This window comes from Nitrosospira multiformis ATCC 25196, assembly GCF_000196355.1.
Lineage (GTDB): Bacteria > Pseudomonadota > Gammaproteobacteria > Burkholderiales > Nitrosomonadaceae > Nitrosospira > Nitrosospira multiformis.
In genome coordinates this window covers 1,760,250-1,781,041 of record NC_007614.1, presented here as the reverse complement: position 1 = coordinate 1,781,041, position 20,792 = coordinate 1,760,250, and the positions used below count along the sequence as shown (strand labels likewise).

Annotated in this window: 14 protein-coding genes; 8 read left to right on the top strand and 6 right to left on the bottom strand. The window is 54.1% G+C overall.

Annotated elements, in window-relative coordinates; translation table 11 throughout:
* Nucleotides 1–76: 76 nt before the first annotated feature.
* A complete protein-coding gene (locus NMUL_RS08150) occupies nucleotides 77–448 on the bottom strand; it encodes a VOC family protein (RefSeq protein WP_011380886.1) in 372 nt (123 codons plus the stop codon).
* Between the two features lie 29 nt (nucleotides 449–477).
* Nucleotides 478–846 carry an Mth938-like domain-containing protein gene (locus NMUL_RS08145; RefSeq protein WP_041352477.1) on the bottom strand — a complete coding sequence of 123 codons (369 nt, stop codon included), beginning with the start codon at nucleotides 844–846 and terminating at the stop codon, nucleotides 478–480.
* Nucleotides 847–1,074: 228 nt separating this feature from the next.
* Here NMUL_RS08145 and NMUL_RS08140 point away from each other — a divergent pair, with 228 nt between their 5' ends.
* The 3 genes from NMUL_RS08140 to thrC all read left to right on the top strand — a co-directional run bounded on the left by NMUL_RS08140 (nucleotide 1,075) and on the right by thrC (nucleotide 5,302).
* Nucleotides 1,075–2,304, top strand: a complete 1,230-nt coding sequence (locus NMUL_RS08140; protein WP_011380884.1) for a pyridoxal phosphate-dependent aminotransferase — start codon at nucleotides 1,075–1,077, stop codon at nucleotides 2,302–2,304.
* Between the two features lie 99 nt (nucleotides 2,305–2,403).
* Nucleotides 2,404–3,723, top strand: a complete 1,320-nt coding sequence (locus tag NMUL_RS08135; protein ID WP_011380883.1) for a homoserine dehydrogenase — start codon at nucleotides 2,404–2,406, stop codon at nucleotides 3,721–3,723.
* Nucleotides 3,724–3,868: 145 nt separating this feature from the next.
* On the top strand, nucleotides 3,869–5,302 hold the full coding sequence (thrC, locus tag NMUL_RS08130; protein WP_011380882.1) for a threonine synthase: 1,434 nt from the start codon (nucleotides 3,869–3,871) through the stop codon (nucleotides 5,300–5,302).
* Nucleotides 5,303–5,422: 120 nt separating this feature from the next.
* Here thrC and NMUL_RS08125 read toward each other — a convergent pair whose 3' ends face one another.
* The 3 genes from NMUL_RS08125 to NMUL_RS08115 form a co-directional block, all read right to left on the bottom strand.
* Nucleotides 5,423–6,199: a gamma-glutamyl-gamma-aminobutyrate hydrolase family protein gene (locus NMUL_RS08125; RefSeq protein WP_011380881.1), complete on the bottom strand. Its 777-nt coding sequence runs from the start codon at nucleotides 6,197–6,199 to the stop codon at nucleotides 5,423–5,425.
* Nucleotides 6,200–6,404: 205 nt separating this feature from the next.
* Nucleotides 6,405–7,520, bottom strand: a complete 1,116-nt coding sequence (locus tag NMUL_RS08120; protein ID WP_011380880.1) for a YbdK family carboxylate-amine ligase — start codon at nucleotides 7,518–7,520, stop codon at nucleotides 6,405–6,407.
* On the bottom strand, nucleotides 7,517–8,725 hold the full coding sequence (locus tag NMUL_RS08115) for a cation:proton antiporter (protein ID WP_011380879.1): 1,209 nt from the start codon (nucleotides 8,723–8,725) through the stop codon (nucleotides 7,517–7,519). Before NMUL_RS08115 ends, NMUL_RS08120 begins: the two co-directional genes overlap by 4 nt.
* 634 nt (nucleotides 8,726–9,359) lie before the next feature.
* Between NMUL_RS08115 and putA the strand changes: the two genes are divergently transcribed.
* The 3 genes from putA (at nucleotide 9,360) to NMUL_RS08100 (ending at nucleotide 15,327) form a co-directional block, all read left to right on the top strand.
* Nucleotides 9,360–12,947, top strand: coding sequence for a bifunctional proline dehydrogenase/L-glutamate gamma-semialdehyde dehydrogenase PutA (putA, locus tag NMUL_RS08110; RefSeq protein WP_238529781.1), 3,588 nt, complete (start codon nucleotides 9,360–9,362; stop codon nucleotides 12,945–12,947).
* 107 nt (nucleotides 12,948–13,054) lie between these two features.
* Entirely contained in the window at nucleotides 13,055–13,960 is a 906-nt protein-coding gene (locus tag NMUL_RS08105; protein ID WP_011380877.1) for a hypothetical protein, read from the top strand.
* 203 nt (nucleotides 13,961–14,163) lie between these two features.
* A complete protein-coding gene (locus NMUL_RS08100; RefSeq protein WP_011380876.1) occupies nucleotides 14,164–15,327 on the top strand; it encodes an acyltransferase family protein in 1,164 nt (387 codons plus the stop codon).
* A gap of 127 nt (nucleotides 15,328–15,454) precedes the next feature.
* Here the strand turns inward: NMUL_RS08100 and nadC are convergent, their stop codons facing one another.
* The gene (gene nadC / locus NMUL_RS08095) at nucleotides 15,455–16,324 is read right to left on the bottom strand and encodes a carboxylating nicotinate-nucleotide diphosphorylase (protein WP_011380875.1); all 870 of its coding nucleotides are present in this window, start codon (nucleotides 16,322–16,324) and stop codon (nucleotides 15,455–15,457) included.
* A gap of 59 nt (nucleotides 16,325–16,383) precedes the next feature.
* Here nadC and NMUL_RS08090 point away from each other — a divergent pair, with 59 nt between their 5' ends.
* Together NMUL_RS08090 and clpB are read left to right on the top strand one after the other, a co-directional pair.
* On the top strand, nucleotides 16,384–17,865 hold the full coding sequence (locus tag NMUL_RS08090; RefSeq protein WP_011380874.1) for an FMN-binding glutamate synthase family protein: 1,482 nt from the start codon (nucleotides 16,384–16,386) through the stop codon (nucleotides 17,863–17,865).
* A gap of 139 nt (nucleotides 17,866–18,004) precedes the next feature.
* Nucleotides 18,005–20,614 (top strand): ATP-dependent chaperone ClpB, encoded by a 2,610-nt coding sequence (gene clpB / locus NMUL_RS08085; RefSeq protein WP_011380873.1) that lies wholly within the window; start codon nucleotides 18,005–18,007, stop codon nucleotides 20,612–20,614.
* Nucleotides 20,615–20,792 lie beyond the last annotated feature (178 nt).

Genomic DNA, 20,792 nt, shown 5'->3' with positions numbered 1-20,792 from the left:
AAGCTGTGCGAGGAGGATAGGGGGAGTTGCTGTGAGTACGAGATAATCCGCTTTCCGGATGAAGCGGTCGATGAGTTTATTGCATCGAATGTAACCCGATCATATTGCCTTCGGTGTCGAGGACCAGGGCGATGAAACCATATTTACCGATGGACATTTTTTCCTTGAAAACACGTCCACCATGCTCGGCAGCACGCGCGGCCTCTACCGCACAATCTTCACATTTGAAATAAACCAGAGTGCTGCTTCCGCCGGACGGGCAACCCTCCATTTTCGCTAGCGCGCCCGCCGCTCCGTAGACTTCCTCCGACATGGGGAAGGCCCACAGTTCTATATCGGGGCTTGGTATCCGCTCGAGCTTCCCTTGCAGAACGCCTTCGTAGAACGTTTTTGCGCGTTCCATGTCCTGTACATAAATTTCAAACCACCCGACTGGATTGGATTGCATGCGTTGCTCCTCGATGTTTATCAATCTGGTTAAATCAATAATGCAGCCGCTACCCGTCGTTCTTCCGCGGATAATATGTTGTAAGTGCGACAGGCGGCAGCGGTATCCATCACTTCTATGCCAATGCCGGACTCGATCAGGCTTCTGGTAAGCTGCGGATGGGGAAAGCGCAATGTGGCGCCCGTTCCGAAGAGGACCATTTCCGGTTGCAGCGAGAGGATGAACCGGAAGTGTTCAGTATTGAGTTCCTCGAACGTTTTTGCCTCCCACTCTTCGATCAGGCGATCGGGCAACACGATCAGGCTATGATCGTAGCGTACATGATTGATCATGACGTAGTCGGTTCCATAACCGGTAAACAGGTTGTGCCCGGTGGGACCGGAAAGATGCAGTTTCACACGAGACTCCATTTGCGGCAGTTTAGCGGGTCGGGTAACATTACATCTTTTTCCCGTTGCGATAAAGGTTTTGCGTCGAATAAAGCGGGAACGACAGAATCTCTTGATTTTCAACACCCAACACTCGCGGGCGTTTCCGGTTACGTATTTCCATCTGAATCCGGCCTTGCAAAGCGCCGTCCCTGACCTTTGCCGTAAGGCTTTTGCCACCCATCCTTCCCCTATCTGATGCAGCCCATTCTCAAATCCAGCAAGTTGGCCAATGTATGCTATGACATTCGCGGACCGGTGCTCGACCGGGCGCGGCAAATGGAAGAGGAAGGGCACCGTATCATCAAGCTCAATATCGGGAATCCGGCATCATTCGGTTTCGAAGCTCCCGAAGAAATCCTGCAGGACGTGATGCATAACCTTTCCGCCGCATCCGGTTATTGCGACTCGAAAGGATTGTTTGCGGCACGCAAGGCCATCATGCATTACACGCAGGAGAAGCGCATCGAGGATGTCCGGCTGGAGGATATATACATCGGCAACGGCGTTTCCGAACTGATCGTGATGGCGATGCAGGCGCTGCTGAATACGGGTGATGAGGTTTTGATTCCTTCACCCGATTACCCGTTGTGGACAGCAGCGGTGGTGCTGGCAGGCGGGACTCCGCGTCATTATGTGTGTGACGAGCAATCGGGCTGGTTGCCTGATCTGGAGGATATTCGCTCGAAGGTGAGCTCGAACACCCGTGCGATCGTTGTCATCAATCCGAATAATCCGACAGGTGCGCTTTATCCGGACGAAGTGTTGCGTGAAATCATCGAGATTGCACGTCAGCATCAACTCATCGTCTACGCCGACGAAATCTATGACAAAGTCTTGTACGAAGATGCGACCCACACTTCGATTGCGTCCCTGGCGGATGATGTGCTGTTCGTTACATTGAACGGGTTGTCCAAGAATTATCGTGCCGCAGGGTTTCGCTCGGGATGGGCAGTGGTCTCCGGAACAAAACACTATGCGAGCGACTATATCGCTGGTCTGACCATGCTGGCCTCCATGCGGTTGTGTGCAAATGTTCCTTCGCAGTTTGGTATCCAAACGGCGTTGGGGGGGTATCAAAGCATCAAGGATCTGGTCATGCCCACGGGGCGTCTTATGCGGCAACGCGATCTCGCCTGGAAAATGTTGACGGAGATCCCGGGCGTATCGTGCTATAAGCCACGAGCAGCAATGTATCTGTTCCCCCGCCTGGACCCCGCGATCTATCCGATCGAGGATGACGAGCAATTTGTGCTGAATTTACTGTTGGAAGAGAAGGTGCTGCTGGTGCAGGGTAGCGGTTTCAACTGGCCATATCCAGATCATTTCCGTGTTGTATTTCTCCCTAACAGTGACGACCTGACTGAAGCCATTAGCCGGGTTGGAAGTTTTCTGGGCCGCTACCGCAGGCAGCACGGAACCGGGTGAGGCGAACTCGACTTCTGTAAACGACAACGCCGCGTACGAACAAAATCCCTTTCAGCAAATATGGCAAATATGTCCGAAAAATTCATCATTACCGAAGATATGAAACCTATCCATGTGGGCCTGTTGGGGGCAGGCACGGTCGGCAGCGGCACGTTCGCCGTGCTCAAACGCAATCAGGAAGAGATCACCCGCCGCGCCGGCCGCAGTATCGTCGTTCGCATGATTGCTGATCGAGAGGAAGAGAAGGCCCGTCAGATCGCAGGCGACGATGAGGTCATCGTCACACGCGATGCGAATGAGGTGGTGATGAATCCCGATATCGATATCGTGGTCGAACTGATCGGCGGCTACACCGCGGCCAGGGACCTGATACTGAAGGCTATCGAGAATGGCAAGCATGTCATTACCGCCAACAAGGCATTGCTTGCTTCACATGGGACCGAAATCTTCGCCGCGGCGCAGAAGAAAGGCGTAATGGTGGCGTTCGAAGCGGCGGTGGCGGGAGGCATTCCTATAATCAAGGCTCTGCGTGAGGGATTGACTGCCAACCGCATCGAGTGGATAGCCGGCATCATCAATGGCACGAGCAACTTCATTCTCTCGGAAATGCGGGATAAGGGGTTGACGTTCGAAACCGTATTGAAGCAGGCGCAAAAACTGGGTTATGCCGAAGCCGATCCCACTTTTGACATCGAGGGCATCGATGCGGCGCATAAACTCACGATCATGGCCTCGATCGCCTTTGGCATTCCAATGCAGTTTGACAAGGTATATACCGAGGGTATAACCAAATTGACCCGCGAGGATATTCGTTATGCGGAGGAACTGGGTTATCGCATCAAGCTGTTGGGCATTACGAAACGTACGTCCGGAGGAATCGAGTTGCGTGTGCATCCGACACTCATCCCTGCTCGAAGACTGATCGCCAATGTCGAGGGGGTGATGAATGCCATCGTGGTGAGAGGCGATGCGGTAGGCTCTACCCTCTATTATGGTCCGGGAGCGGGTGCCGAACCTACAGGGAGTTCAGTCGTGGCAGACCTGGTGGATGTAACTCGCATGCACACAGCCGATCCCAAGCACCGCGTTCCTCATCTCGCCTTCCAGCCAGGCCGCCTGTCGGATACGCCGATCCTCACGATGGACGAGGTGGAAACGTCTTATTACCTGCGGCTGCGGGTCATGGACAAACCTGGGGCCCTGGCCGATATCACGCGGGTGCTTGCGGACCTCGGCATTTCCATCGAAGCCATGATGCAGAAAGAGCCAAGCGAAGGCGAAGACCAGGTGGATATCATTATGCTCACGCATTTGGCGGTGGAAAGAAACGTTAACGATGCGATCGCCCGAATAAAGCGATTGCCCATAACGACCGGCAAGGTGACCCGCATCCGGCTGGAGCATCTGGGCAGCAAATAATTGACATTACCGGTTATGGTCAACCCCCGCTAGTGTCCGGGGTAAGATCGCTGACATTTTCAGGGCAAACTCATCAGCAATATGGCGGATAGCGGGATGAATTGCTTCACTTTTATCTTTTTGCGAGTTTGTAGGATTTAGGATAATGCTCTACATTTCCACTCGTGGCGGCATGCCGCCTAAAAAGTTCTCCAGGATTCTTCTCGGCGGCCTTGCTCCGGATGGCGGGCTGACGCTGCCGGAAACCTATCCCAGGTTCGATGACGCAAAATTGCAGGAACTGCGGGACATGGATTACCCGGAACTTGCGTTCGAGATCCTTTCCGGTTTTGCGGATGACATTCCTGCTGCGGACTTGCGCGCAATCATCGGGCGAACCTATACTGCCCAGTCGTTTCAAAACGATGAAATCACGCCGCTTAAAACCCTGGAACCGGGGCTGCACATACTTGGTTTGTCGAATGGCCCGACGCTGGCCTTCAAGGATATCGCCCTGCAATTGCTGGGCAACCTGTTCGAGTACGCGTTGGACAAGAATGGCGAGCAGCTGAATATCCTCGGTGCAACTTCCGGCGATACCGGGCCGAGCGCAGAGTATGCCATGCGGGGCAAGCGCGGCATTCGTGTGTTCATGCTTTCGCCGCATGGAAAAATGAGCCCGTTCCAGACAGCTCAAATGTTTTCCCTGCATGATCCGAATATTTTCAATATCGCCATTCGCGGCGTGTTCGACGATTGCCAGGACATTATCAAGGCTGTCAGCAATGATTATGCCTTCAAGCAGAAATACCGCATTGGTACGGTTAATTCCATAAACTGGGCACGCATTGCGGCGCAGACCGTTTATTACTTCAAAGGTTATTTTGCTGCCACCCGCTCGAATACAGAGCAGGTATCTTTCGCGGTGCCATCGGGAAATTTCGGCAACATTTGCGCAGGGCACGTGGCGCGCATGATGGGCCTGCCTATCAAAAAGCTGATACTTGCCACCAATGAAAATGATGTGCTGGATGAATTTTTCCGGACGGGACATTATCGCCCGCGCACGACCGCCGAGACCGTCCAGACCAGTAGTCCCTCGATGGATATTTCCAAGGCCTCGAACTTCGAGCGCTTCATTTTCGACTTAACCGGAAGAGATGCCGCCAAAGTGAAGGAATTATGGCAGGCAGTAGATGAGGGCGGAGCCTTTGATCTCGCCGATACGCCCCTGTGGGAGAGAATCGAAGACTTTGGCCTTGTATCAGGGACCAGCAGTCATGCAGACCGAATCGCCACCATCCGCCGGGTGCATGACCGATATGGCTTGGTGATAGACCCGCATACAGCTGACGGCGTGAAAGCGGGATTGGAACATCGTGACGCCAGCGTGCCGCTGATCTGTCTTGAAACGGCATTGCCAGTCAAATTCTCAGCAAGCATTGTCGAGGCGATCGGACATGAGCCTGAGCGTCCCGCAGGATATGAGAATATTGAAGAAAAAGCACAGCGCTATGTAGTCATGGATGCTGACGCAGGGGCGGTCAAGGCGTTTATTGTGGAGCAGGCGGGGCCGCCCCAAACCGCGGCGGCGATATAAGCTTGCGATGAGACGGGAGGTGGAGCACCGGTAAATATAAGCCGGCCGCAGCATCGCCCCCCATTTCGCCTTCCTTCGGCAGATTCAGGACGAACAGCGACAGGAGGGAATTGCCACTTCTTATTCGCGCTGCTTTTCGGCTGCAGCAAGAAAATCATCCAGTATGGGACCGGAATCGAGCAGGTCTGTGGCAGGGCCATGAAATTCGGGATGCCACTGGAATCCCGTCACATAGCTGTCTCCCTGCATGCGTATTGCTTCGATGATGCCGTCGGACTCGGAAACTGCCTCGACCATGGAGTCCCGTCCCAGTTCCTTGATTGCCTGGTGATGTATGCTGTTGACAAGATGCTGGTAGCGGTTGCCGTAGAGATTTGCCAACCGGGAATTTTCTTCAATCAGCAACGCATGCCGATGCTGGTCATACAACACTGCATCCACGTGTATGATGCATTCCGGGCGATCCGTCGCGATATCCTGGTACAGGCTTCCACCCAATGCTACATTGATGAGCTGGAGCCCGCGGCAGATACCCAACACGGGTTTTCTTTGTACCACGCACTCCCAGAAAAGCTCCATTTCGTAAAGATCACGCACCCGGTCGCCGGACCACTCCGGCCGCTGAGGTGTTTCACCGTAGGAAACGGGAGATACGTCCGCGCCACCTTGCAGCACCAGGCCGTCAATTTCCCGGACATAGTCGCTGATGCGCACATGAGAACGCTCGACGCCACCGGTTTCTATTGCTGGCAACATGAATGCCAGCGCTCGCCGGCGCATGATCCAGTGGGCGACGGTCTGTTCAAGGTATTGCAGGGTTTTATTGCGAAAACCCAATTCAAGGGGCGGTTGATGCAGGATACGGGGTGACAGGCCGATACGCAACGGGCGGGGCATCTCAGGTAACGAATGAGTCCTCAGAAATATAAATGTAATTAGATTTTGGAATTTCCGCGGTGTTCTTCGTTACATATAAGATACCTGGATAACTTTGCGTCCTCCTTTGCCCGGGGGCAATCGAGCCGACGTTGCGCTACTTTGTTCCGCTGGTTTTTCTCAGCGATCCATATCTAACCGACAATTTAGACATTCCTCACGGGAATCAGTTTCCCATCCATAATTCGGCTTGCAACTGCATGACGTCGGCAAGGTTGTGCTCGCTTGCATAAGCCCTGCGCTGCCAACTTGTGCCGTTACCGACGATGAGTATCTCGCGGATTCGTTCCATCGCTTCCACCGCGTGCAGTTCTCTTGCATGGTCGGAAATGTGTTCAAGCATCTCCATTATATCTTCCCGGATACTACGTTGCTGATGGGTACGAGGATCGATAAAGACACCTTCCAGGCCAAAGCGGCATGCCTGGAAGCGGTTGAACGTATACACCAGATAGTCATCCTCTTCGGGCGCCATACGCTGCTCCACCATGATGTATCTGGACATTGCCTGAATATAGCAGGCAATGGAGGCTGCAATCTCGACTGTAAGGGGCGTGTCGCATACCCTCACCTCGATGGTACCGAACTCGGGCTTTGGCCTTATATCCCAGTAAAAATCTTTCATGGATTCGACCACTCCAGTTCCCGTCATCTTGGCGAAAAATTTTTCGAAATCGTTCCAGCGCAATACGAAGGGAGCTCGCCCACTTAATGGGAAGGAAAAAACGGAGTTCAATCGGGCAGAGGCAAAGCCGGTATCATGCCCCTGCACAAACGGCGAACTGGCCGACAGAGCAATAAAATGCGGAATGTAGCGCGAGAGCATGTGCGTCAGATGGAGCGCTTCGTCCGGCCCGGGACAGCCGATGTGCACGTGCTGTCCGAATATCGTGAATTGTTTTGCGAGGTAGCCGTACAGCTCCGAGAGGTAATGAAAGCGCGGCGCATCGAAAATCTTCTGCTCGCTCCAATGCTGGAACGGGTGGGTGCCTCCGCCTGCAACAGCTACGTTGAGAAAACATCCGGCCTCGGAAACAACGTCCCGCAGGGCACGGAGTTCCGTCACCAGTCCGGCATACTCCTGCTGCACCGAGGTGTTGATCTCTATCATACTGCGCGTCATCTCCGGTTTGATTTCCCCGGGATGAGTGCGCTTTGCTACGCGACGCAAAATCTCGGGTGCAGAAGGGGCGAGGTTGTAATCGTTGCATCCGAGCAATTGCAGTTCAAGCTCCACTCCTATGCTCAGGGGACGGGAGGGCGCGAAGGGCATCAGGCTCATGTTTTTTTTTCCGGTGTTTCTCCGGCTCTTCGCAGGGCAACTTGCACCAGAACAGGTCCGATCAATTCAAGTATGACGATCCAGCTCATCAGCACCATTCCAAGGCCGAAGGCGAATTCGGGAAAATCGATTGCAGTATCCATTGTCAGCAGAAGCGCCACGCTTGACATGGGGACCAGTGCAATACCGAGGGAGACCGCCTGCCGCCAGCCAATGCCGCTATGGGTTGCCAGTGGCAGCACGGCCAGCAGTTTGGCCATGATTCGTACGGCGATAAGCAGTAGAACCAGTAAGAAGCCATCCCGCAAGCCTCTGAGATCAGCTGCAAGACCATTCGCGATAAACATCAATACCACCAGAACGGCGCCCGCGGAGCCGAAGTGCGGTGGGAACGTGCGGGTGTGTTTGCGCTGGTAGCGGGTGATCAGTCCGGCGGCAAGCAGGACAAGGATCGGGCTGAGCCTGAGCGTCGAGGCCATGATGGTGGCAAAGGCGATCATGCCGAACAGGATGAAGGAAAAAGTTTCCTCGTGCTGCCCCAAGTGGTGATGGATGCGTTCGAAGGTAATACCGAACAACCATGCTAGCAACGCGGACCCGCCGAGGAGATAGAGTGGAGCGAATATGGTATGCACGAAGCTCGTGCCGGCCTGACCGTGCATGACAGCAACCGCCAGCTTATGGAAAATCACTGCATAGATGGTGTTGAGCGCTGTCATGAGCAAGAGCCGATCGGTTACCTGACCTTGAGCGCGAGATTCCGTTACCGTGCGTACTATGATAGCGGGCGAGGTTGCGATTGCGATGGTTGCTACGATGGCGGCGGCAGTGCTGGGAACATCAACCCATACCAACACCGAGAAGACAACCGCAAAAGTAGTGATGGCTTCGAGAAGGCTGGTGCCCGCAAGCCATGGGTTGGCTTTCAGCCACCGCAGATTGACCTTGCTGCCCAACTCGAACAGGAGAATCCCAAGTGCGAGATCAACCACCAGACGCCACTCATTCACAGGGAGTTGAGGGATAAATCCCAGTCCACCCGGTCCCAATACCACGCCAATGCCGATATAGCCAACTATCCGGGGGAGCCGCAGATGACGTACCATTGCTTCGCCCAGAAGTACGGCGACAACGAGTGTGAGCGCGAGCCACAGCGCCGGACTGATTTGAAGTGGCCAAGCTGGAAGATAATCAGACCAGGTCATGCGTTTATGATCAAGTACTCCTGAGAATGAAGAACGGCCATGAGACTCATCGGACCGTTTTAAACGTTACTGCAAGCCACATCGGAGCCTCCTCCAGACAACGCGGATATTGGATCTGTTCAGATCCGGTAGAAACCGGCCACATCCGAAGCCGACTCCAGAAAGCGTTTCTACTGCTTTTGCGGGATTATGAATGAGGTATTGAGTCAATATTGGGAGAGATGCCCGGATTATAAACCATGAATCACATCAGGGATAACTCTTCGAAGCTGAGGAATAGGGGATAGACCCCAGTTTTTCTCATGATAAGGGTTCTCACGGAGTTTTCAGTCTGCGCAGCAATCGGGGATATGTGAGGGGCCGAACAGACAGGCTTGGATTAAGCGTTCTATGCTTTTCAAGCCCTTCTTCCGCTAGCATAGGGGCAGAAAAGGGAGGATTTCCGAGGAGCTCTAAAAAGCGATTCGAAAATCTAGAACGTTCTGCACTGCTTTTATAACTTTTTGCCGTAATCAGCTTCCCATCAGGAATCATCGCTTCGCTCATAAGGAAAAACGTGGGAAAAACGGCCGCCTGTCCTCGCTTCTTGCGCTCTGCAATTACCCACGCGTATCGGCACAATGAGACTGAAAGCGTGAATGGCTTGTTGAGGCAGATCGATTGGCCGCCATGCAGTCGTGCCCGAGCTGAGGAACTCGCCCGTAAGCTGGTGACTTCGATGCGAGGCAAATACAGTCATAGGGGCGGCGTGGATGCCTTGATGCACGAATTTTCCCTGTCGAGTCAAGAGGGTGTAGCTCTGATGTGCCTGGCCGAGGCGCTGCTGCGCATCCCGGATCGGGAGACTGCAGATCGTCTCATACGGGACAAGATCAGCAAGGGTGACTGGCGCGTACATGTGGGACACAGCCCTTCGCTTTTCGTAAATGCGGCGGCCTGGGGCCTTCTGATCTCTCGCAAGCTGGTTTCGACCCACAGAGAAGATGGACTGTCAGCCGCATTATCCGGATTGATGGAAAAGGGGGGCGAGCCGCTGATTCGAAAAGGAATGGATCTGGCAATGCGTATGCTGGGCCACCAGTTCGTGATTGGCGAAACCATCGAGGAAGCGCTGGAGCGTAGCCGTGAGCGCGAGATGCGGGGATATCGTTATTCATACGATATGCTGGGGGAAGCGGCAATAACGGAGGCTGACGCCCAGCGCTACTGGACTTCCTACGCCTCGGCTATCCATGCTATCGGCAAGTCGCGCGGCAAGGGTGGTATTAAGAGCGGTATTTATAGGGGACCAGGAATTTCAGTAAAGCTTTCCGCACTGCATCCCCGCTATGTGCGCTCCCAGCGCGAGCGAGTGATGTCTGAGCTGTTGCCACGTCTTAAATCACTGCTGCTGCTTGCCAAGCACTATGACATGGGCTTCAACATGGATGCGGAGGAAGCCGATCGGCTCGATCTCTCGCTCGATCTCCTGGAAGCGCTCGTGTTCGACCCGGATCTTGCGGGTTGGGATGGCATCGGCTTTGTCGTCCAGGCCTATCAGAAGCGATGCCCGTTCGTTGTCGATTGGCTCATCGATCTTGCGCGGCGCAGCGGTCATCGCCTCATGGTTCGGCTTGTGAAGGGCGCATACTGGGATGGGGAAATCAAGCGTGCACAGGTAGAGGGGCTGGATGGCTATCCCGTTTACACGCGCAAGATTCACACCGACATATGCTATATGGTTTGCGCGCAGAAACTTCTTCGCGCTGCGGAAGCGGTCTTTCCCCAGTTCGCCACTCATAATGCACACACATTGTCAGCCGTATACCAAATAGCACAGGATGCGGATATCGAAGATTACGAGTTCCAGTACCTGCACGGGATGGGCGAGACGCTGTATGACCAGGTCGAACTTCTGAAAGAGGACCGGTTCGTAAAGCCGTGCCGCATTTATGCGCCTGTAGGCAGCTATGAGACGCTGCTTGCTTACCTCGCGCGCCGCCTGCTTGAGAATGGCGCAAATTCGTCATTCGTCAACCGCATTCTCGACGATGATATCGTTGTAGAAGAGCTGGTTGCGGATCCAGTCAGTCAGATCGAACAGGAGGGGGTGCATCCTCATCCGGCGATTCCCTTACCCGGCGATTTGTACGGCCACAAGCGCAGGAATTCCGCAGGCCTTGATTTCAGCGACGAGCAAGCGCTGGCTGCGCTGTCTGCTGAATTGACTGAAATGGAAAGGCGTGAATGGAGAGCCAGGCCTGTGCTGGCAGCGGGGGGGAATGCCGGAAATGCGGGTTCACGGGTTCTCAATCCTGCTGATCGCAATGATTCCGCCGGCACGGTGGTAGAGGCGACCGAGCATGATGTCGAAGATGCAATCGCTGTCGCGCACGCGTTCGTAGCCGAATGGCAAAGTGTATCGCATGAAGCCAGAGCCGCGATGCTTGAGCGGGCAGCGGATGCACTGGAAGCGCACCGCACGGAACTGATGGGACTTGCGATACGCGAAGCCGGCAAGTCATTACCGGATGCAGTCGCGGAAGTGCGTGAAGCGGTTGATTTTTGCCGTTATTACGGGCAACAGATACGCGACTGGCCCAACATGAGTCCGTCTTCAGCGCTCGGCCCTGTCGTCTGTATCAGCCCCTGGAATTTCCCGCTGGCAATATTCATTGGCCAGGTAAGTGCCGCACTTGCTGCCGGCAATCCCGTACTCGCGAAGCCAGCCGAGCAGACGCCCTTGATTGCCGCCGTTGCCGTCAGGCTGCTGCACGCGGCAGGTATTCCACGGGCAGCATTGCAGCTTTTGCCGGGACAGGGCGAGAGGGTTGGAGAGCAGCTTGTCAAAGATGTCCGGGTGCGTGGAGTTATTTTCACTGGCTCTACCGAAGTGGCGCAACTCATTTGCCGTACACTCGCCCTTCGTGCGCAGAAAAGCGAAATCCTCTTCATCGCCGAGACCGGAGGCCAGAATGCGATGATCGTCGATTCATCCGCTCGTATCGAGCAGGTGGTGCAGGATGCGCTGACGTCGGCGTTCGATAGCGCGGGACAGCGTTGCTCGGCGCTGCGGGTATTGTGCTTGCAGGAAGATATCGCTGAACAGGTGCTGGAGGTTCTGAGAGGGGCAATGGGAGAACTCACGGTGGGGGATCCCCGGGAGCTCGCTACCGATGTCGGCCCGGTAATTGATGCAGATGCTCAGCACGCGCTGCTCGATCATATCGAAAAAATGCGCGCGGCAGGTCATACCGTGTTCCAAGCGGCACTACCGTCGGTTTGCGCAAACGGCACTTTCGTTGCACCAACCTTGATCGAGATTGATCATATAGATGAGCTAGAGCGTGAGGTGTTCGGGCCGGTGCTGCATGTCGTGCGTTTTGCCCGCGAACGGGTGGACGAGCTTGTTGGCCAGATCAACGCGACTGGCTACGGTCTGACGCATGGCATTCACAGTCGGGTCGATGAGACCATCGATTTCATTACCAAGCGTGTGCATGCCGGCAACATCTATGTCAATCGCAATATGATCGGGGCCGTGGTCGGCGTGCAACCCTTTGGCGGGGAGGGCAAATCGGGTACCGGGCCCAAGGCCGGAGGGCCGCTCTACCTGCATCGGCTGATGCCTCAGACGCCCCTCTTGCTGGCGGATAACGGCGGACTGCGGGTGAACAGTCCACCAGTTGAGTTGCAAGTGCTTGCCGCGTGGGCTCGGCAAGCGGGACGGGACGTACTCGCCTCGTTGTGCGAGGATTACGCGATGCGCACACCCTTTGCATTCAGCATTCCATTACCGGGACCGACAGGCGAGAGCAATACATTAAAATTCGCCCCACGGAGAGCGGTAGCTTGTATTGCCGTAGACGAAGATGCATTGCTTGAGCAGATGGCGGCGGCACTGGCAACCGGCAACCAGATTATCTTGGCTGATAACCCGCCTTTGCGCGCGTTGCTGGATAAGCTGCCGTCGCAAGTGCGGAATCGATTGCGCATCGAGCGGGAGTGGATCCACGCACCCGTTTCTGCGGTGCTCTATTCAGGCCCTGAAGATGAGGCGTACCGGCTCCGAAACGAGCTGGCGGGACGCGAAGGCGCTCTAGTCGCATTCATTACAGCCTCCGGCACTGACTTCCCTTTATATCGGCTGACGGCTGAGCGGGTGGTTAGCGTGAATACCACTGCTGCTGGCGGCAATCCTGGCTTGATGGGACTTGATTTCAATGGATCATCCACCCATTAGCCGGCCATAAGGCAAGAATCTAGGTTTGGATTCAAGCTTCTCAAGATGAACTGAGGCGCTATATTTAAAACAGATCTTGATATTCATATATAAAGCGAGGAGCAATCATGTCAGATCTTAAAACCGTATGGTTCGGAATGCTGACTGACGATTCGGATGATTCCGGTACCGACAGTTCCATCGTGTTAATTATCAATGTAAGAGGCGGCAGATTCGATGTCTTGCACCGCACATTTCCTGATACAGAGCAGAACGACCAGGAACAAGGACAAGCGAATCTCTATGAAATAACAGAAGATGACTTCGAGCCGCAGCCCTTTGTCGGTTCTACGGTCGATCCTCAGGACCTGAATGCTTCCTCCATACGCATCGGTATCCGGGGCAACGACATGTGGCGTCCCAAAAGTGTATTCATCTGGGGGGAACAAAAAGATGGATTGATCGTTCCCCTTGCCCTGAATACCGAGTTGCAAGGGGATGCGGGAATTGCGGGTCAGTTGGTGGGTGTGGCCCTCAGCACGGACTCTGGTGAAGGCAAGCTTTCCTTTGCTCCTGCACGCGTTCAACTGGGAGACCAAACGGTAGTTATTCGACGATTGCTCATACTCTTGACGACCGCTGATGTAGATAATGCCGGCACCGACGACGATATCGCGCTTCGGATTACCACCGCTGATGGCCGTGTGGCCGTAGATCATGTTTTTCCTGATACTTCTCAGGATGACCTGGAACAGGCCCAGGCAAATTTTTATTTCGCCTCGGTCGATATTCCTTTTACAAGGGCTGAGCTGAACGCTGACTCGATCAGGTTAAGTATCAAGGGTAACGACGCCTGGGCGCCCGCACGCCTGTTTCTGTTCGGTCTCAGCGAGCCTGAAGGCGGCCAACCTCCTGAATTTGTCGTACCTCTGGTGCATCTTCCCAAGTGGCCCCTTGGTGCCTTGAGCACCGATACTGGAGAAGGGCAGGAATCAGTTGTGTTGCCCCTGCTGGACAATATTATCTTGCTTTAATAATATGGATTTTAATGAGGTCAGACTCGATTGATCATTAGAAAAAGAATGATCGATCACCTCATTTAAGATCAATTGACTCTGATCCTATTGATTTCGGACTTGCTGTGATCAGCGCTAAAGTTTTCAACAGTTGCTGACATATTTCAATCTCGAATCTGATCCCGCAGTTCTTGTCTAAAAGCAATAGCGATTCAGGGGCAATGCGTTACCCCGCCCTGCCGGAACTATTTCCCACCGATGCACATTATTCCAGACGGCTATTTGTTATGACGACCCGCAATAGCACAATCGACGTGGCAAAAGGAATCGGCATATTTTTTGTCGTACTCGGACATAATTGGCTGTCAACCCATGAGAAAAACGAACTCCATATAGTTATTTTCTCATTTCACATGCCTTTGTTTTTCTTCCTGGCAGGAATATTCTTGAGAGCACCGGACGGAATCCTGCGTTTCGCAATAGGCCGGGCAGGATCCTTACTGAAACCCTATTTCGTTGTCCTGACAGCCCTGGGTGTACTCAAGATGCTGAGGGCCGAACTAGGTGGAGGCGGCGAAGCTGGGATGAGCGGCATCAGTTATTTTATAGGCCTGCTTTATGGGACCGGGGATACGATCGAGTGGATTGCCCTATGGTTTTTACCGCATCTTTTTATTTCGTTGATCGCATCCCTCATCATTTTGAGGACAATTGAAGCCTGCACGGACAACAAGGTATGGATAGTGTCAGTTGCTCTTCTGCTCTTAGGGGTGGGCATAAGTTCTATCGATGCCTATCATCACCCTACGGCAATAGCCGCCAGCCTTATGGGACCAGGACGATTCCTGGGACTTCCCTGGGGCGCCGATCTTATTCCGATAACATCTTCCTTCATTATCTTCGGATATCTGCTCGCCGAGCCCGCGAAATCGATGAAATTCAGCTTGCCCGGCTTATTTATATCTGCTGGGGTGTTTGTTGCTCTGCACTTTTATTTTGATGACACCATTGATCTTAATGAAAGGGTATACGATAGTGCGATTGTATCGACCATGGAGGCGGCGACAGGAATATATATAACGTTCAGTATCGCTTCCTTACTGCAAAATTTTTCATTCTTCAGAAAACCGCTGGCATATCTGGGATCGGGGACACTTTTTATCCTGATCTTTCATGGCTTCCTGCAAACCCGGGCGTTTGTCGCGCTGCGCCATATCAGTCCTTATATGTATCTAAACAGCATTGTGAGTCTTGCATGGAGTATCGGGATGTCTTTGCTCCTGTGGGAGATGGCGAAGCGCCAGCGATGGTTGTCAAAGTTGCTGTTACCACAAAAACCGCGAAAGGCAATTGTTCACGACGAATTGGGCGGGAGTGCCGGCTAATCTCCCGCTCGGAGACTCTCAAGCCCCTCAAAAACCCATGAAAGAGACATGGGATTTCCTCCCCTTTCGCTATTTTCTTTCACCCATGGGTTGATTAGGCGACTACTGCGCCTGTCGCGGGGTCATGTCAACTACGGGAAGAAAACCGCATCGACAGGTCTATGGCCTTTATATCCTTGGTAAGGCCGCCGATGGAGATGCGGTCCACACCGGTTCTGGCTACTGCGCGGACATTGTCGAGCGTGATTCCGCCGGAGGCTTCCAGCACTGCGCCTTTATTGGTTAGCCGCGCGTTCAATACTACTGCTTCCCTCAGTTCTTCCAGGTCGAAGTTATCCAGCAGTATCAACGTCGCTCCGGCATCCAAGGCGGTACGAAGGTCTTGAAGTGTTTCCACTTCGATCTGAATGAATATTCCCCGGGCGGCAATTCTCCTTGCTGCACGCAGTGCCGGTTCAATACCGCCGGCAGCCATGATATGGTTTTCCTTGATCAGAATGCCATCATATAAACCGATCCGGTGGTTTGTTCCCCCCCCGCATTTAACCGCATATTTTTGCGCCAGCCGTAATCCCGGCAAGGTCTTGCGGGTATCGACGATGACTGCACCCGTTCCGGATATTGCATTCACGTAACTCCGGGTCTGGGTGGAGACAGCCGAAAGCAGTTGCAGAAAATTGAGAGCTGTCCGTTCACCTGTCAGCAGTGCCCTGGCAGTACCCTTCACTGCACAAAGTTTCTGCCCGGCACCGACTGTTTCGCCGTCCCGCGTATGCCAGCGCACTTCGACATGCGGTTCCAGTTGCCGAAAACATTCCTCAAACCAGCGGCTTCCACACATCACAGCCTCTTTACGACTGATCACAGTAGCGGTCGCAGTTTCGTCACAGGGAACAAGGCTGGCGGTGAGATCACCTGCACCCACATCTTCGAGCAGCGCCTGGCTGACGTTATTCTTGACTTCGGTTTCCAGATACGTGAAATGATCGTAAAACATTTTTATTATGTTCACCGGAACGAATGGAGTATTTTAGCTGAATGTGATACGGAGGCATCATGTCTGATGCATTGAAAGTAATCTCATACGGTTTCGGCACGATTGCCGGTCTGATCGTGATAGGCATAGTCATATTCTGGTTCATTCAGGATGTAACACAGAAGAAGCATTCCATCCTGCGTAACTATCCAGTAATCGGACGCCTGCGATTTTTCCTGGAGAAACAGGGAGAGTATTTCCGGCAATACTTTTTTTCCAGTGATCGGGGCGAAATGCCCTTTAATCGCGCTACCCGCTCATGGGTGTACAGGAATGCAAAGAATGAGGGGGGTATCGTCGGTTTTGGTTCGACCAATGATTTGCGGGAGCCAGGCTCTATTTTTTTCGTCAATGTCGCTTTCCCCGTATTGGAGAGCGACCGGTTGCCCACTCCGCCCTTGGTGATTGGCGAGGACTATTGCGAGCACCCTTTCAATGCGCAATCCATTATCAATATCAGTGGAATGAGTTACGGCGCGATCTCAGCCCCCGCGGTCCGCGCGTTGTCGCTGGGAGCGGCGGAGGCGGGATGCTGGCTGAACACAGGGGAAGGTGGGCTCTCACCTTATCATCTGGAAGGGGGTGGCGATATTGTCATGCAAATCGGTACTGCAAAGTATGGTATTCGCGACCAGGAAGGTAATTTTTCACCGGAGCGGGCAAAGGAACTTGCGAAGGTGGTCAAGGCATTTGAAATAAAACTCTCTCAGGGAGCGAAGCCGGGTAAGGGAGGATTGCTTCCTGCAACCAAGGTAACCAATGAAATTTCGGCTATCCGCGGTATTCCTGCTCATCGTGATTCAATCAGCCCCGATCGTCATCGCGACATCGGGAATGTGGATGAACTGCTCGACAAGATTGCTCATATCCGCGATCTCACCGGGCGGCCCGTGGGTGTCAAGGCTGCCATCGGGGGATGGCACTTTATTAACGAACTGTGCGACGCAGTAAATCGCCGGGGTTCCGAATATGCGCCGGATTTTCTTACTATTGATGGCGGCGAAGGGGGCAGCGGGGCCGCCCCCCAGACGCTGTTCGATCATATGAGCCTGCCCATTGCGGAAGCATTACCACGAGTGGTGGATGCGTTACTGGAATCCGGCTTGAGAGACCGCATACGTGTGGTTGCGGCAGGTAAGCTGGTGACAGCGGCACGGGCGGCGTGGGCGTTGTGTGCGGGCGCGGATTTTGTCAACACCGCGCGCGGGTTCATGTTTTCACTCGGCTGTATCCAGGCCATGCGATGTCACACGAATACCTGCCCTACTGGTATCACCACCCATAATCGGCGTTTGCAGCGGGGTCTGGTGGTGCAGGAGAAATACCTGCGTGTTGCCAATTATGCCAGAAACATGAACAGGGAAATCGATATGATTGCCTACTCCTGCGGCTTGCGCCACGCCCGCCAATTGAAGCGCGAGCATGTGCGCATCGTGGAAACGGCGGGCAAAAGCGTGGCTCTCAACATTTTGTACCCTTATCCGGAAATACCTTCGCTTTGACATCGCATGCGATACAGCTATGGCTTGCTTATTGCATCCTCCATCTTCCCGGAGGATTTGGACGCGTGAGGGGATATCTTGAAAATTCTACCGTATCCCATATATATAAGAATCATTCACTACCCATAAAGGGCTTCTCATGCGTTTCGACAAATTAACTACAAAATTCCAGCAGGCGTTGTCCGATGCGCAGAGCATTGCTGTGGGTCAGGACAACCCTTATATTGAACCGCAGCATTTACTGCTCGCACTTTTGCAACAGCAAGACGCAGGCACGGTTTCGTTGTTGCAGCGCGCAGGGGCGAATGTGCCCCCCCTGCGCGAGGCACTGAAAAAATCGATTGAACGCCTTCCTAAAGTAGAGGGTACGGGTGGAGAGATCAACGTTTCGCGTGATCTGGGTAACCTGCTCAATCTGGCCGACAAGGAGGCGCAAAAACGGGGTGATCAATTCATTGCTTCGGAGATGTTCCTGGTGGCGGCGCTTCAGGACAAAGGGGAGACCGGCAACCTGCTAAGGCAGAATGGGGCCAGTCGCAATGCGCTCGAACAAGCGATCAACGAGGTGCGCGGTGGCGAGAATGTAAGCAATCCTGAGGCCGAAGCCAGTCGGGAAGCATTGAAGAAATACACGCTCGATCTGACGGAACGGGCGCGCGCGGGAAAGCTTGATCCAGTTATCGGGCGCGATGATGAAATTCGGCGTACTGTTCAGGTATTGCAACGCCGTACCAAGAACAATCCCGTGCTGATCGGCGAACCGGGTGTGGGCAAGACTGCTATTGTCGAGGGTTTGGCTCAGCGCATCGTCAATGGCGAAGTGCCGGAAACCCTCAAGGACAAGAAAGTACTTTCGCTGGATATGGCCGCGCTGCTCGCGGGAGCCAAATACCGGGGTGAATTCGAGGAGCGCCTCAAGTCTGTCCTAAAGGAGATCGCACAGGCCGGGGGCAGCGTTATTGTCTTCATAGACGAGCTTCATACCATGGTAGGGGCCGGCAAGGCCGAGGGCGCGATCGATGCGGGCAACATGCTCAAACCCGCGCTGGCGCGCGGCGAATTGCATTGCGTGGGTGCCACCACCCTGGACGAATACCGCAAATACATTGAGAAAGACGCCGCGCTGGAGCGGCGTTTCCAGAAAGTGTTCGTGGAAGAGCCGACGGTCGAGGCGACCATCGCCATCCTGCGCGGCTTGCAGGAACGATACGAGCTGCATCATGGCGTGGATATAACCGACCCCGCCATTGTTGCAGCAGCCGAACTGTCGCATCGTTATATTACCGACCGCTTTCTGCCCGATAAGGCCATTGATCTGATCGATGAAGCCGCAGCCCGCATCCGGATGGAAATCGATTCCAAGCCGGAGGCAATGGACAGGCTCGACCGTCGCCTGATACAACTCAAGATCGAGCGCGAGGCGGTGAAGAAGGAAAAGGATGAGGCGTCCCAGAAACGTCTTGCATTACTGGAAGACGAGATAGCCAAACTCGAGCGCGAATACGCCGACCTGGAAGAAATCTGGAAAGCCGAAAAATCCCAGGTGCAGGGTACGCAGCATATCAAGGAAGAGATGGAAAAGGTCAAGCTCGAAATCGAGGCGGCGACGCGCAAAGGAGATTGGCAGAAAGTTTCGGAGTTGCAATATGGGCGCCTTCCGCAACTGGAGGCGCAACTTCAGATGCAGGATCGGCAGGCTGAGAAGGAGACCGTGGAGCAAAACAAGCCGAAGCTGCTTCGAACCCAGGTTGGGGCGGAAGAAATCGCAGAAGTGGTTTCGCGCGCTACCGGCATCCCTGTTTCCAAGATGATGCAGGGTGAACGAGAGAAACTGCTGCACATGGAGGAGAAGCTGCACGAGCGCGTAGTGGGGCAGGATGAAGCGGTACGGCTGGTGTCGGATGCCATTCGCCGGTCGCGCGCAGGTCTGGCTGATCCGAACCGCCCTTATGGCTCTTTTCTGTTCCTGGGGCCGACAGGGGTGGGTAAGACCGAGTTATGCAGGGCGCTGGCAGGATTTCTGTTCGATTCGGAAGAGCACATGATCCGCATCGACATGTCGGAGTTCATGGAAAAACATTCGGTTGCGCGGCTTATTGGCGCTCCGCCGGGGTATGTGGGCTACGAGGAAGGCGGCTATCTGACGGAAGCCGTACGACGAAAACCCTACGCGGTTATTCTGCTGGATGAAGTGGAGAAGGCGCATCCCGACGTATTCAACGTCTTGTTGCAGGTGCTGGATGACGGCCGCATGACAGACGGGCAGGGACGCACGGTGGACTTCAAGAACACCGTTATCGTCATGACTTCAAACCTCGGTTCGCAAATGATCCAGCAGATGGCAGGAGATGATTACCAGGTCATCAAGCTGGCGGTCATGGGCGAGGTGAAGGCATATTTCCGCCCGGAATTCATTAACCGGATTGACGAGGTGGTGGTGTTCCATGCGCTGGATGAGAAGCATATCAAATCCATCGCGCGGATACAGCTGCAGCAACTGGAAAGGCGCCTGGCAAAACTTGAGATGCATCTTAAGGTGACGGATGCTGCACTTGCAGAAGTGGCCCAGGCGGGATTCGATCCAGTGTTCGGTGCCCGGCCTCTCAAGCGCGCGATACAGGGCCAGATCGAGAACCCCTTGGCAAAGGAAATTCTCGAAGGTCACTTCGCTGCGAAGGATACCATCACAGTCGATGCGAAAAATGGCGTGATCACTTTCTCGAAGGCAAGGGAATCCGTACCGGCTTGAGGCGATTTCCGGCAACCAAAGACTTTCTTCCCGATCCTCTCCCGCCTGTTTAGCCAGTGGGAGAGGGAGAGGGAAGGGAGCAGCTTTACAGTACCATCGTCCGACTCTCATCGGATTCATCCAAGGTGTCGGGAACCCGCTTCTCCCGGCGCTGTCTGACAACGCGACCTGTACCGTC